13 protein-coding genes are annotated in these 13,103 nt (G+C 68.4%); 6 read left to right on the plus strand and 7 right to left on the minus strand.

Going from position 1 to position 13,103, the window contains the following annotated elements; genetic code table 11:
• Positions 1-9 precede the first annotated feature (9 nt).
• Together ACQPZQ_RS16685 and ACQPZQ_RS16690 are read right to left on the minus strand one after the other, a co-directional pair.
• On the minus strand, positions 10-195 hold the full coding sequence (locus ACQPZQ_RS16685) for a hypothetical protein (RefSeq protein ID WP_433296682.1): 186 nt from the start codon (positions 193-195) through the stop codon (positions 10-12).
• Positions 192-566 (minus strand): YmdB family metallophosphoesterase, encoded by a 375-nt coding sequence (locus ACQPZQ_RS16690; protein ID WP_433296684.1) that lies wholly within the window; start codon positions 564-566, stop codon positions 192-194. The genes ACQPZQ_RS16685 and ACQPZQ_RS16690 overlap by 4 nt, the downstream gene beginning before the upstream one ends.
• Before the next feature lie 246 nt (positions 567-812).
• Here ACQPZQ_RS16690 and ACQPZQ_RS16695 point away from each other — a divergent pair, with 246 nt between their 5' ends.
• A complete protein-coding gene (locus ACQPZQ_RS16695) occupies positions 813-1,973 on the plus strand; it encodes a cobalamin-independent methionine synthase II family protein (protein WP_433296686.1) in 1,161 nt (386 codons plus the stop codon).
• 13 nt (positions 1,974-1,986) lie between these two features.
• The gene (locus ACQPZQ_RS16700; protein WP_433296688.1) at positions 1,987-2,856 is read left to right on the plus strand and encodes a MurR/RpiR family transcriptional regulator; all 870 of its coding nucleotides are present in this window, start codon (positions 1,987-1,989) and stop codon (positions 2,854-2,856) included.
• Positions 2,857-2,949: 93 nt separating this feature from the next.
• Here ACQPZQ_RS16700 and ACQPZQ_RS16705 read toward each other — a convergent pair whose 3' ends face one another.
• Positions 2,950-3,876, minus strand: coding sequence for a LysR family transcriptional regulator (locus ACQPZQ_RS16705; protein ID WP_433296690.1), 927 nt, complete (start codon positions 3,874-3,876; stop codon positions 2,950-2,952).
• A gap of 318 nt (positions 3,877-4,194) precedes the next feature.
• Here ACQPZQ_RS16705 and ACQPZQ_RS16710 point away from each other — a divergent pair, with 318 nt between their 5' ends.
• Positions 4,195-4,968 (plus strand): methyltransferase domain-containing protein, encoded by a 774-nt coding sequence (locus tag ACQPZQ_RS16710; RefSeq protein ID WP_433296692.1) that lies wholly within the window; start codon positions 4,195-4,197, stop codon positions 4,966-4,968.
• Positions 4,969-5,143: 175 nt separating this feature from the next.
• On the opposite strand, the gene ACQPZQ_RS16715 is transcribed toward ACQPZQ_RS16710, so the two are convergent.
• The 3 genes from ACQPZQ_RS16715 to ACQPZQ_RS16725 form a co-directional block, all read right to left on the minus strand.
• On the minus strand, positions 5,144-5,623 hold the full coding sequence (locus ACQPZQ_RS16715; RefSeq protein ID WP_433296694.1) for a dihydrofolate reductase: 480 nt from the start codon (positions 5,621-5,623) through the stop codon (positions 5,144-5,146).
• Positions 5,620-6,417: a thymidylate synthase gene (locus tag ACQPZQ_RS16720; protein ID WP_433296696.1), complete on the minus strand. Its 798-nt coding sequence runs from the start codon at positions 6,415-6,417 to the stop codon at positions 5,620-5,622. The genes ACQPZQ_RS16715 and ACQPZQ_RS16720 overlap by 4 nt, the downstream gene beginning before the upstream one ends.
• A gap of 482 nt (positions 6,418-6,899) precedes the next feature.
• On the minus strand, positions 6,900-7,763 hold the full coding sequence (locus tag ACQPZQ_RS16725; protein ID WP_433296698.1) for a LysR family transcriptional regulator: 864 nt from the start codon (positions 7,761-7,763) through the stop codon (positions 6,900-6,902).
• 311 nt (positions 7,764-8,074) lie between these two features.
• On the opposite strand from ACQPZQ_RS16725, the gene ACQPZQ_RS16730 reads away from it, so the two are divergent.
• Positions 8,075-8,590 carry a hypothetical protein gene (locus tag ACQPZQ_RS16730; RefSeq protein ID WP_433296700.1) on the plus strand — a complete coding sequence of 172 codons (516 nt, stop codon included), beginning with the start codon at positions 8,075-8,077 and terminating at the stop codon, positions 8,588-8,590.
• 28 nt (positions 8,591-8,618) lie between these two features.
• Complete coding sequence (locus ACQPZQ_RS16735) at positions 8,619-9,110, plus strand: hypothetical protein (protein ID WP_433296702.1); 492 nt, start codon at positions 8,619-8,621, stop codon at positions 9,108-9,110.
• 10 nt (positions 9,111-9,120) lie between these two features.
• On the opposite strand, the gene ACQPZQ_RS16740 is transcribed toward ACQPZQ_RS16735, so the two are convergent.
• Positions 9,121-10,557, minus strand: a complete 1,437-nt coding sequence (locus ACQPZQ_RS16740; protein ID WP_433296704.1) for an MFS transporter — start codon at positions 10,555-10,557, stop codon at positions 9,121-9,123.
• Between the two features lie 633 nt (positions 10,558-11,190).
• Between ACQPZQ_RS16740 and dxs the strand changes: the two genes are divergently transcribed.
• Complete coding sequence (gene dxs / locus ACQPZQ_RS16745; RefSeq protein WP_433299251.1) at positions 11,191-13,086, plus strand: 1-deoxy-D-xylulose-5-phosphate synthase; 1,896 nt, start codon at positions 11,191-11,193, stop codon at positions 13,084-13,086.
• The last annotated feature ends 17 nt before the right edge of the window (positions 13,087-13,103 follow it).

The following is a 13,103-nucleotide window of genomic DNA, read 5'->3' on the forward strand; positions in this document are numbered from 1 at the left end:
GCGCGGGGTCTAGTGGATTCGCGTGATGGTTCGGGTGGAGCCGGCCACGTCGAGGTGGATGGCGACGGCGCCCAGTGCGAGTGGACCGGTCGCCAGCTCGTACGGGGGCAGCGCCGAGATGTCCTCTCCTCGCAGTCTCGCGGCGAAATGCGCGGGGTCGAAGCCGCCACCGGTGAAACCGAGCCGGCCTGTCATGCCCAGTTCCGTGACGAAGCCGGTGCCACGTGGCAGGACGTGCCCGCGCATGGTCGGGTCGCCGGCCTCACCACCTGGGCGTAGGCCAACACCGTGTCGACGTCGGGACCGTCCCAGGAGTGGTTGCCGCCGGTGATCGCGTCGACGCCGGCCTCGAGCAGGGTGTCGACGACATCGACGGTCATCCCGAACCCGTTCATCGGCGACGGGCCGGTGACGGCGCAGTTCTCGGCGTTCACCACGACCCAGTCGGCTGCGACCTCTTCGCGCAGGGCCGGGAGCCGGTCGGCCAGCCAGCCGGCCGCCTCTGCGCCGACCACGTCGCCCACGGCGAGCACGACCATGGGATCGGACGCACGGGTGGAGATCACGCCGACAACCCCGCGAGGCGTAGGACGGCGGACCGGTAGCGCTCGATTGTCGGAGTTGCCCCGCCGGCTTCCTCGGCCCGGGATGTCGTCGTCATGGCTACGGACGTTAGATAGCGTCGGATGAGGTCTTCAAGAGAGCAACCAACGATGAAACGAAGTTTCATTACGGTGTTCACGCCGCGTTCGGTGACAGGTTTCGTCGGCTCCCTAACTTCGACATCTCCGTCCCCGCCGTGGAGGCATCCGATGAGACGCAGCACAGACCGCATCCTGACCACTCACGTCGGCAGCCTTCCCCGGCCTGCCGACCTCGCCGAAACGGTCCTGGCCCGCGAGAACGGCACCCTCGACTCGGACGCGCTGCATCGCCTGCCCGCGACGATCCGCGCCGCAGTCGCGGACGTGGTTCGCACCCAGACTGACGCAGGCCTCGACGTGGTGAGCGACGGGGAGATGAGCAAGATCGGCTACGCGACCTACGTGACGGAGCGGCTCTCGGGCTTCGAGGACGCCGAGGTCCCCGAGGGCGGCGGCCTGCGCATCGCAGACCTCGACGACTACCCCGGAATGGCCGAGACCTCACTCGCAGGCCTTCCTACCACCGCCCCGAGCTGTACCGGCGAGGTGACCTACATCGGGCAGGCGGACCTCCGTACCGACATGGACAACTTCCGCGCCGCGCTGGGGGAGGAGGCGGGAGTCGAACCGTTCATGAACGCGGCGTCGCCCGGCGTCATCTCGCTCTACCTGCCGAACGCGCACTACGACACAGAGGACGCCTACCTTTTCGCCCTCGCCGAGGCGATGCGCGAGGAGTACCAGGCCATCACCGACGCCGGGTTCATCCTGCAGATCGACGCGCCCGATCTCGCGATGGGCCGCCACATCAAGTACACCCACCTCGACGTCGCCGCCTTCCAGCAGCGTGCCGCCGTGCACGTCGACGCGATCAACCACGCAGTCCGCGACATCGATCCCGATCGGGTGCGAGTCCACCTCTGCTACGGCAACTACCAAGGGCCCCACCATCGCGACATCGAGCTCCACAACATCATCGACACCGTCCTGCGGCTGCGCCCCAATGGGCTGGCGTTCGAGTCGGCCAACCACCGCCACTCCCACGAGTGGAAGGTCTTCCACGACGTGCAGCTGCCCGAGGAGAAGGTCATCATCCCGGGCCTGATCGACACCTCCAGCAACTACGTCGAGCACCCCGAACTGGTCGCCGAACGCATCACCCGCTACGCCTCCATCGTCGGCCGCGAACACGTCCTCGCCGGCACAGACTGCGGCTTCGCGTCCTACGCCACCTTCCTCGCCGTGTCGCCACAGCTCGCCTGGGCCAAGCTCAGCAGCCTCGTGCAGGGGGCCGAACTCGCCACCGCGGCCCTGTGGCAGCGGTCGTGACATCATTCGCCCCGTGACCACAGCCAGCGGCGATCCGCCTGCAGGCTCCGTCGTCGCACACATCCGAGCCCGCATGCCTGCGCTCACCACCCGCGGGCGCCGCATCGGTCAGACGATTCTGGACAACCCACTCGACGTCATCCACCTCACCGTCACCGACCTCGCCCAACGCACGGAGACGTCGGTGGCCACGGTGGTGCGGTTCTGCCAGGACGTCGGGCTTCGCGGCTTCGCCGACCTCAAGATCCGTCTGGCCGCCGAGACCATCCCCGCCGACCGCGGCCTGCACGAGGACGTCGTCGTCGGTGACCCCACGGCCACGATCCTGACGAAGGTCCTCGCCAGCACGGCGACGGCTGTCACCGCGGCCGCCCACACGGTCAGCGCCGCGTCCTTCACGCGGGCTGTCGACCTGCTGCGTGGTGCTCGACAGCTCCTGTGCATCGGCGTCGGCACCTCCGGACCGCTCGCCCAGGACGCCGGCTACCGCTTCCGCACGGCGGGCCTGCGGGCCGAGGCCCCCTACGATCCGCATGTCCAGCACGTCGCTGCCCGGCTGCTCTGCCCGGACGCCGTCCTGTTGTGTTTCAGTCACACGGGGCAGACACGTGAGTCTCTCGGATCGGTCCGCGCCGCCAAGCAAGCCGGCGCTGCCACCATCGCCATCACCAGTTTCTTCAACTCCCCGCTCACCGAACTCGTCGACGTCGCGCTCGTCGCCGGGTCCCGCGAGACCGACTTCCGCATGGAAGCCATCACCAGTCGCATCGCCCACATCGCGGTGCTCGACGCCCTCTACGTCGCGGTGTTCCTCTCCGACATCGACCGGTCGCGAACGGCCCAGCAACTCAGCGCCGACGCGCTCACCGAGCACCGCATCTAGCGGCCGCGCACCCGCGGACCGGCGATGCGGTCGCGCAAGCGCTGGCATCGGGGCCACGGAGCGCCGGCGGTGTCGTTCACAGGGTCGACCACGTCAGCGGTGGTGCCGAGCGCCGGTGTCGGTTCCCTCCGGGACCCATGCGTCAGAGGAGTGGATGCCGATATCGCCGACGCCCTCGCAGAGTGCGTCGACGGCGGCGAGGACGGCGGGCCGGTCTTCATTCGCACGCCAGACGAGCAGCCAGGTCCAATAGATTTCCGGGGTGACGACCGGGCGTCGCACCAGGTCGCGCGGCAGGGGCGTGGAGTGGCCCATGGGGGCGTAGATCACCGGTCGGCTGCTGCGGCGGACGTGGTCGAAGAAGGCCGGGCCCGTGATGCCTCCGTCGGAGATGCCTACCACGCGTGCGCCGGTGCCCCGGGCCAGTTCCTCGGCGTAGGCGTTCCAGGACGACCAGGACGTGGTGTCGTCGTCGACCAGGATGACGGTGTCCCGGGCGGGAATTTCGCCGGTATCGGTATCGGCGGCAACGGCGTAAAGCCAGTGGGCGCCGATGGTCCGGGCGTGCAGGCCGCGCCGTTTCACGTCCTCGGTCCGCACCCAGCACACCGCGAGGTCCAGGCTGCCGTCGGCGACTCGGTCGGCCTGCGTGTGGGAGGGCCCGGTCCACACGTCGAGGAGCAGCCGTACCGCGGCGGCGGTACGGGTGGGCAGGTCGGCCGGAAGCCACGTGACGTAGCCGAGCCGTACCGGATCGGACTCGGACAGCCGGACGGCGCGGCGTTTGAGGTCGTCGGACCGTTCCACCAGGTCACGGGCGTACGGCAGTAGAGCAGCCCCGGCCGGAGTGAGCGACACCGAGCGGCGGTCGCGATCGAACAGGCGTACGCCCAGATCCCGTTCGAGCGCCTTGATCTGCTGGGACAGGGAGGGGCCTGCGATCAGCAGGCGTTTGGCAGCTCGGCTGAAGTTCAGCTCCTCGGCGACCGCAACCAAGTAGCGCACTTGGCGCAGCTCCACGCTCGCCATGCTAACTCGGCTGGGAGGCCATGCCTCCCAGCAAGGAGGCAACTGGTCGTGGCGCCACTGTGGTGGCAGCTAGACGATGACGGCATGGAACCCCTGACGGCAGGCGCCCGCGGCGGCCCGCGGCGGTCCGCACCGACTGACCGGTTGACCCTGCCGCCTCCCGGTACGACGGCCGCGGCCCCATCCCGACCGTGGCGGCCGGCCCCTGGGTACCCCACACAATGATCGGGACGGATCCGGTGGCGTTGATCGACTGTGACACCGAGGCTTGCGACGGGCCCACGTAGTAGTACGGGAGATATGACCATGTTGAAGTTCGACGGCAACGGCGCGCGACGTACCGAGCGACTGTATGCGAGCCCTGATGTCGAGGCGCAACGGAAATATGTGATGTCGTTGCTCGCCCCACAGCCCGGCGAGCGTGTGCTCGACGTCGGATCCGGGCCGGGTTATCTGCTGGCGTCGATCGCACATGCGGTCGGCCCGACGGGCGCGACGCACGGTCTGGAGCAGAGCGCGGCGATGAACGAGCTAGCGGCCGCTCGCACCAACGGTATGCCATGGGCCCATACCGACGAAGGAGACGCCGGCGCGCTGCCGTATCCCGACGGCACATTCGACGCCGCGGTGTCGACACAGGTCTATGAGTACGTTGTCGACATCACGGGGGCGCTCAGCGAGCTGCGACGGGTCCTGCGGCCCGGCGGGCGAGCGTTGATCCTCGACACGGACGCGGATTCGCTCGTGTGGCACACGGCCGACCGGGAGCTGCACCGACGCGTCCTGGCGGCGTGGGAGGAGCACCTCGCGCACCCGCGCCTGCCGCGGACCCTCCCCGGGCTGCTGCGCCGATCCGGATTCGAGATCACCGGACAGCAGGTGTACGTGATGTTCAACCCGCAGATGGCGGCGGATTCGTTCAGCAGCCGCATGATGGACACGATGGCCGACTTCGTCGTAGGTCGGCAGGGCCTGACCGAGGCCGATGCCCAAGCGTGGCGCGCCGATCTTCGCGCTCGCAGCGCTGAAGGCGACTACCTGTACAGCATGAACCGGTACGTATTCCTGGTAACGGCAACCTGAGCCATTTCCCCCGGCGACTCCAGGCGACTCCGGCGAGCATCGCGTGGCTTCGTCGTAGGCAGAACCCACGACGTCGTGGGCCGAGTGTTGGACCATGCCGAAGGACGTGAAAAGTTTCGAGGCGATTTAATGCATGGCGATATCGCTAGCCGAGATCGATCTTGCAGTCCAGCGGCTAGGGCGCCGATCTCGAAGCCCGGTCCCAGGTCAGGAACCGGTAGTGCAGCCCGGTCGACGACTCCTGCCATGCTCCGACGGAGTCCGGCGAGCGGCCGACATCCGGCGCGTGGGTGTCACCGTCGAAGAACTCTCGGATCTCGGTGACCACGATCCGATCCGCGAACGGCAGCGCCGCCCGATACACCGCCGCGCCGCCGATCACCCACGCGTCCCCCGACACCGCAGCGAGTGCCTGCGGCGGGTCGGGGAACGTCTCCACGCCCTCCTGCGGCGTGCGCGACAGCACAAGATTGCGCCTGCCCGGCAGCGGCCGGAACCGCGGCGGCAGCGACTCCCATGTACGGCGGCCCATGAGCACGGTCGCGCCTGCGGTCAGCGAGCGGAAATGCTTGAGGTCCTCCGGCAGGTGCCACGGCAGCGCGCCGTCGCGGCCGATGACACCGTTCGCCGACTGCGCCCAGACGAGCCCGATCACACCGCCACCGGTGCCTTGATGCCGGGGTGAGGGTCGTACCCGTCGAGTGCGATGTGCTCGTAGGTGTAGGCGAACAGGTTGTCCGCCGGCTTCAGGCTCAGCGTGGGGAACGGTCGCGCCTGGCGTGCGAGCTGTGTGCGGACCTGGTCCTCGTGGTTGTCGTAGATGTGACAGTCGCCTCCGGTCCAGACGAAGTCGCCGAGGCCGAGGCCCACCTGCTCGGCGACCATGTGCGTCAGCAGCGCGTAGCTCGCGACGTTGAACGGCACACCGAGGAACAGGTCTGCGCTGCGCTGGTAGAGCTGGCAGGAGAGCTCGCCGTCGGCGACGTAGAACTGGAAGAACGCGTGGCACGGCGGCAGCGCCATCCGCGGGATATCGGCGACGTTCCACGCGGACACGATGATCCGCCGAGAGTCGGGGTCCTCGCGCAGCGTGCGCAGCACCTCGCTGATCTGGTCGACGTGCCCGCCGTCCGGAGTCGGCCATGACCGCCACTGCACGCCGTAGACCGGGCCGAGATCACCGTCCGGCGCCGCCCACTCGTCCCAGATCGTGACGCCGTTCTCCTGTAGCCACGTGACGTTCGCGTCGCCGCGCAGGAACCACAGCAGCTCATACGCGATCGAGCGGAAGTGGACCTTCTTCGTCGTGATCAGCGGGAAGCCGTCGGACAGCCGGTAGCGCAGCTGGTGGCCGAAGACCGACCGCGTACCTGTGCCGGTGCGGTCCTCCTTGCGGGCGCCCGTGTCGAGCACGCGGCGGAGCAGATCTTCGTACTGCGTGTCCGGCATGCCCGCGAGCCTAGGCAGTGGTCCACTGGACTCGACACCTCCTGGACTCCCCGACGGGGTTGATTATTCGGTGACGCCGAGCCCATCCCTGTCGCACCGGGCAACCCCGCTGTCCGGTCCCACCTGATGCTTGACGTTCGAGTCTCCGGTGATCATGACGACTCCGCTGTCGGAGGCGCGGCGTTGGATGGTGATCGGCTGTCGGGCTGTGAGCACCGCCTGGTCTGCTTCTGCGTCTGATTCAGCGATTCGAGAGCTGAATTGCAGCATTACTGTGCGTTGGACTCATCACTGCCGCGAGGCCAACATTCGAACCATGGCGGACACCGAGACCACCGACCTCGTTCGGCTGCTGCGGCGGTTCGGCGTCCAATCGCTCGCACTGGCCGTGGTCGCCGTTCTGGTTGGTTACACCACTGTGGGGATGGCCCTCGCGCTCGTCGGGTGCGGGTTCCTGTTCGCGCCCGTCAAGCCGCACCAGGTCACGCCAGCAGATGCGCCAGCAACGCTCGAGCCGCCGGGTTCGTCGGCGTCGGACCCCGGCCCGCCAGGTGGATCGCGCGGCTGAAGCTGGGCTGTTCGAGCCGCGCGAACGGCAGCCCGGACTTCTCGGCCACCGGCTGCGGGACGATCGTCACGCCCAGTCCCGCCGACACCAGCTCGACCAGCAAGGGCATATGCGTCGCCTCGCACACGCGGTTCTGCCGCAGCCCCGCGTCGGCGAAACGGCGGGCGACCATCGCCTGGATACCGCTGCCGCTGAAATCGAGGAACGGCTCGTCGTCGAGCTCCGCGAGCCGGACGCGGCGGCGGCGCTCCAGCCGGTGGCCCGGGTGGCACAGCAGCACCAACTGCTGGCTCCACTGTCCGAAGCCGAACAGTTCCTCGGCCAGGGGTCCGTCGCCGGCCAGGAACGCCAGGTCGAGCTCACCGCTCGCGACAGCGGCCGCGAGGTCGGGCACGGTGCCGTCACGTACGTGGATCCGGATACCCGGATAGCGCACCCGAAAGTCTCCGAGCTTCACCGGCAGGTCCACAACGCTCAGGGTCTGGATCGTCCCGATCGACACCCGCCCGCTCGTCAGGCCCGTGACCGCCGCCATCTCGCCACGCGCGGCTACCACGTCCGCGACGATCCGGTGCGCCAGTGGCATCAGCGCCCGCCCTGCCTCGGTCAGCGCCACGCGGCGGGTGGTCCGCTCGAACAGCGCCGTCCCCAGTTCGGCCTCGAGCTTGCGGATCGACGCGCTCAACGCCGACTGCACCACGTGCACCTCCTGCGCGGCCCCCGTGAAGCTTTCGCACCGCGCCACCGCGAGGAAGTGCTCGACCTGCCTCAGCTCCATTGAGCGACCATAGTGCGCAATAGTCAGCTAAACAGCGACGGGACAGCTGGCCCATCGTGATCACCGCGAAAGTGGCACGGGTGCTCGTGACCGTTTCCGGCGCGGCTCGCTGCGCAGTCTCGGCGAGATCGATGATCTTGCGGGATGACGCCGGGAGGCGGCTACGGCGTCACGACCAGCGGTCCTGAGGTGTGTGACTGCCGTCACGATTAATATCCATCGTCAAACTTGACCCACAGGTCAAAAATTCATAGCGTGGCATGTGAACGGACATCTACTTCTAGATCACACATTCGACGCGAGGAGCACTGATGAGTTTGCTCACGACCTCCGCGGCATCCATCCATCAGTTGGGCGCTGCCGCCGCTTTCGTCGGCGGTCCGCAGCCTCCCGACCCCGGTGCGACAGGTCGCGCCCGGGCCGGCGGACTGTGGAGCGGATTCGATGTCGCGGCGAACGCGATGCTTGTCGGGGGCTGGCTGATCGAGCAGCACACCCTGAGGACGGAACGTCACCTCGATCAAGCCACCGACGATGCGGTCAGGCTGAAGGATCTCGCCGTCATCGGATCCGCGCTCACGAACATCGCCGCTATCGCCGCGAGTCAACTCGTCAAGCGGGAGTTCCCGCAGGGGCCGCCGCTGGACGCGGAGGGCAACCTCGCGGCCGCCGCCTCCCGCCGCGGGAAACGTTACTACGAATGGTTCATGGCGCTGAAGATTCTCAATCGCGCCCTGGCGGCCGGTGCAATCGGTTTCACGCCTCGCGTGAACTTCAACGTATTGCGCTCTTACCGGCCTGGAACAATCTTCCGGCTGTTCACCTGATGAAAGGGTGGTAACAATGATGACGATCATGCAGACCACGGCAGCTTCGATCGGCCGCCTCGGCTTGGCCGCCGCCGCGTTCGGCGGACCGACGCTCGCCCGCGGCGGGCGACCCCGAGCCGCCGGTGGACCCGAACTGCTCGTCAACGCCGCCATCGCGACCGGATGGCTGAGTGAGCGACGTACTCTGCGCGGCCGGTCCCTCGACAGAGACGCGAAGGTCATGGTGACGGCCAAGGATGTGCTCGTCGCCGGCACGGTTCTCACCGGCGCCGCGGCCTTGGTCGGCACGGTGGTCACGCGACGCGAACCCCCAGCCGGCCCGCCCGACTCGGGGGACCAAGAGCCGTCCCCTGACGAGGCCATCGACGTCGATGGCAACCGCCGTTACCTGCAGACGATGACAAGGCTCAACCACACCTTTGCCCTGCTCGGAGTGGCCGCTGCCCCATTCATCAACTTTGCGCTGTTCGACTCCTACCATCCGCACCCGCTGCGCAGCTTCTTCTCGCTCTGGTGATCTCCGTCGGTCATTTGCGGTCGCGGTCGGCGCCCATGCCGACCATCGCCAGCACGGCGGTGCCGGCCATCAGGACTGCGGTGGCCGCGAAACTTGTCGCGTAGCCAGCGGCAGCCGCCTGGCCGGCGTCGACGCCGGCCCGCAACAGACTGGCCGTGTGGCTGTCACCGACGGACACCAGCGCGGCCAGGCCAAGTGCTGTGCCGACCTGCTGCGCGGTGTTGTTGATGCCACTGGCCAGGCCGGCGTCCTCTCCCGTGGCGCCGTCGACGCTGGCGATCATGGAAGAGATGACGGCGAAGCCGGCGCCCATCGGGAAGAGGATCATGCCGATCAACACCGTCCGCACGTACGATCCACCGACACCCACCTGTGCAAACAGTGCGAACGCCGCCGTGATCAGCAAGAGGCCGGTCACTATGACCGGGCGGGTGCCGATCCTGGGTACCAGGCGAGCATTCAGTCCACCGGTCAGCATGAAGAACGGGCCGATCGGAAGGAACGAAAGGCCGGACCACAACGCCGGATAGTGCAGCACCTCTTGCAGGTACAGCGCCATGGAAAAGAACAGCACGCCCATCGCCGCGCTGTATGACAGCAACACGAGATTGCCGATCGCCCGGCGCCGGGATCGCAGGAAGCTCAGTGGCACCAACGGGTTGAGCACCTTCGACTCGACGACGCAGAAGATGGCGAGCAGGAGAACGCCCGCCGCGACCGGAGCAATCACGAAGGCCGACGCCCACTCGTGATCAGCCTCTGCCAGCAGCCCGTAGACGAACAAGGTGATCGCTGCGGTCACCAGGACCCCGCCGGCAATGTCGGGACGTCCTCGCTGAGGGGCACGACTCTCCGGCACGAGGCGAGGCGCGAGTGCAAGGGCAATAGCGGCGATGGGCAGGTTGATGAAGAAGACCCATCGCCACGACAGATAGCTCACGAGGATTCCGCCGAGTACGGCGCCGAGTACGGCCCCGAGCCCGCGCAGTACTCCCCAGATCGACAATGCACTGGCCCGTTCCGACGGCCCGGTGAACAGCACCGCCACCAGTGACAACGCCGCCGGCGCGACCAATGCTCCGCCGACGCCCTGCAAGACCCGACTCAGTACGAGCGCGAACGGCGAGCCGGCGAGTCCCCCGATCGCCGACGCGACCGCGAACAGGGCCAGGCCGGCAAGGAAGACGCGCCTGCGGCCGAGCGCGTCAGCGATCCGCCCACCGAGTAGCAACAGGCCGCCGAAGGGCAGCGTGTAGCCGTTGACCACCCACGACAGCCCGAGGTGAGTGAAATGCAGGTCCTGCTGGATGGGGGCAAGTGCCAGGTTGACCACGGTGGTGTCGACCAACAGCATCAACTGCGCGACTGCTAGTACCGCCAGGCCCCACCATCGTCGACGGTGGGTTTCCGTCGGCTCGCTCGGACGCGGTACTGACAACGAAGACATCTACAGAACTCCTGTTGTTGGCCCATCGGACTTCCGCATCAGGCGGCGAAACGAGGCGAATTCCTCGCCGACGGGCCGGGTGTCCGCACTGCCGCCGAACGGCAGCAGACGTTCGGGGTGGACGGTTCGACATCGCACGCCGGATCCGTCGGCGGCATGCACGATCTGCCCGGCCGAATATCCGAACAAATAAACTGTAGGAACCGACACGGAATGGAAACGGGGCCGTCCGTTGGGTCGGCACCCGGACGGTTCGACGATTCCGGGCGATCAACCCGGCTGTCGCCGGCGCCGATCACCCGTCAGGTGAAGACACTAGCCATTTCTGTACCTACGGGTCAAGTATGACGGCGAGGGGTGGGACGCCGTCCAGCGGGCAGTACCGGGCCACGCCAGCTCTTTGACCCGCAGGTCAAGAATAACTAGGTTGGGTCCGTGGAGTTCAAGGAGCAGCCCCCGCACGCCCCGAGGACCGGATTCGGCTCGACAGCTTCACAGCCGCTCCCGGTGGACGCTACCCCGGCTCCGGCCGGCACACGGACGCCACCGGGTAGATCCCCGGCGGCCGTCCCGGACGCGCCGCCCGGCGGTGCGAGCCGTGCCACTTCCACGCCGGCGTCGCGCGCGCTCAACGTGCTGGCCACCATCGGGTCTCCGGCCGACCTCAAGCGGCTCGAACACTCCGTGCTGCCGGGCCTGGCCGCCGAGATTCGCGAGTTCCTGGTGCACGCGGTGTCGCGCACCGGCGGCCATCTCGGCCCCAACCTCGGCGTCGTCGAGCTGACGATCGCGCTGCACCGGGTCTTCGACTCGCCGCGCGACACCCTGATCTGGGACGTCGGGCATCAGGCCTACGTCCACAAGTTGCTGACTGGCCGTCAGACCGGGTGGGATCGGCTGAGGATGACCGGCGGGCTGTCCGGATATCCCAGCCGGGCGGAGAGCTCGCACGACCATGTCGAGTCCAGCCACGCCTCGTCGTCGCTGTCATGGGCGGACGGGATCGCGCACGCCTACGCGCTGCGCGGCCAGGACAGCCGCGTCGTCGCGGTGATCGGCGACGGCGCGTTGACCGGCGGGATGGCCTGGGAGGCGCTCAACAACATCGCCGCGGCCAAGGACCGCAACGTCGTGGTGGTCGTCAACGACAACGGCCGGTCGTACCTACCCACGATCGGCGGCCTCGCCGACCGGCTCGCCACCCTGCGCCTGCAGCCGGGCTACGAGACCTATCTGGAGGCGAGCAAGCAACGGCTGCGCCGCGCACCGGTCGTCGGCAACGCCGTCTACGCCGGCCTGCACGCGCTCAAGGTCGGGCTCAAGGACGCGATCAGCCCGCAGGTGCTGTTCGGCGATCTCGGCCTGAAGTACCTCGGTCCGGTGGACGGACACGACATCGCCGCGCTGGAGTCCGCGCTGGCGCGGGCCCGTGGCTTCGGCGGGCCGGTCGTGGTGCACGTGGTGACGCGTAAGGGCCACGGGTACGCCCCGGCCGAGAACGACGAGACCGAGCAGATGCACAGCCCGTCGGCGTTCGACGCGGGGACGGGCCGGTCGAGCAAGCCGAAGCCTCTCGGCTGGACCGACGTGTTCGCAGAGGAGATGGTGCGCATCGGGCACCGGCGGCCCGACGTCGTGGCGATCACCGCGGCGATGCTGCACCCGACCGGACTCGGCGCGTTCCAGCGGGAGTTCCCCGAGCGCTGCATCGACGTCGGCATCGCCGAGCAGCACGCGCTGACCTCGGCGGCGGGCCTGGCCCGTGGTGGCATGCACCCGGTGGTCACGCTCTACTCGACGTTCTTGAACCGGGCGTTCGACCAGCTGATGATGGACGTCGCGTTGCATCGCGAGCCGGTGACCCTGGTGCTGGACCGCTCCGGGGTGACCGGCAGCGACGGGCCCACGCACAACGGGATGTGGGACCTGTCGATCCTCGGCGTCGTGCCGGGGATGCGGGTGGCCGCACCCCGCGACGCAGTGACGTTGCGCGAGGAACTGGCCGAGGCCGTGGCCGTCGACGACGGGCCCACCGCGGTGCGCTTCGCGAAGGGCCCGGTCGTCGAGTCGCTGCCGGCGCTCTACCGCACGGGCGGCGTCGACGTGCTGTGGGAGTCGCCGGAGCCGACGGTTCTGGTGGTGTGCGCGGGAGCTCTCGGCGAGCTGGGTGTCGAGGCTGCACACATCCTTGCGCGGCAGGGTGTTTCCGCGACGGTCGTCGATCCGCGGTGGGTGCTGCCGGTGCCGGCCGCGCTGGTCGAGATGGCAAGCGCGCACCCGCTCGTGGTGACGATCGCCGACTCCGGGCACCACGGCGGGTTCGGCTCTGCGCTCGCCGACGCGTTGCGGGCCGGCGAGGTCGACGTCGTCCAGCGCGATGTCGCCCTGCCCCAGGAGTTTCTGGCGCACGGCAGCCGCACGGAGATCCTCACGACCCTCGGGATCACCGCGCACGACGTCGCCGACCGGGTCGCAGGCTGGGTGGGCGCCCGGCCGCGACTCGCCGCGTCGTCCGGCAGCACCACCTGATCCCGTACCGCCCCGCA

Origin of the sequence: Pseudonocardia sp. CA-142604, from assembly GCF_050948475.1 — a bacterium.
In the GTDB taxonomy this organism is placed as follows: Bacteria; Actinomycetota; Actinomycetes; order Mycobacteriales; family Pseudonocardiaceae; genus Pseudonocardia; species Pseudonocardia alaniniphila.

What these genes read in the sequence shown, in the direction of transcription:
- ACQPZQ_RS16685 (WP_433296682.1), bottom strand. Translation starts at nt 195, where the DNA reads ATGACAGGCCGGCTCGGTTTCACCGGTGGCGGCTTCGACCCCGCGCAT.
- ACQPZQ_RS16695 (WP_433296686.1), top strand. Translation starts at nt 813, where the DNA reads ATGAGACGCAGCACAGACCGCATCCTGACCACTCACGTCGGCAGCCTT.
- ACQPZQ_RS16720 (WP_433296696.1), bottom strand. Translation starts at nt 6,417, where the DNA reads ATGCCGGACACGCAGTACGAAGATCTGCTCCGCCGCGTGCTCGACACG.
- ACQPZQ_RS16725 (WP_433296698.1), bottom strand. Translation starts at nt 7,763, where the DNA reads ATGGAGCTGAGGCAGGTCGAGCACTTCCTCGCGGTGGCGCGGTGCGAA.
- ACQPZQ_RS16730 (WP_433296700.1), top strand. Translation starts at nt 8,075, where the DNA reads ATGAGTTTGCTCACGACCTCCGCGGCATCCATCCATCAGTTGGGCGCT.
- ACQPZQ_RS16735 (WP_433296702.1), top strand. Translation starts at nt 8,619, where the DNA reads ATGCAGACCACGGCAGCTTCGATCGGCCGCCTCGGCTTGGCCGCCGCC.
- ACQPZQ_RS16740 (WP_433296704.1), bottom strand. Translation starts at nt 10,557, where the DNA reads ATGTCTTCGTTGTCAGTACCGCGTCCGAGCGAGCCGACGGAAACCCAC.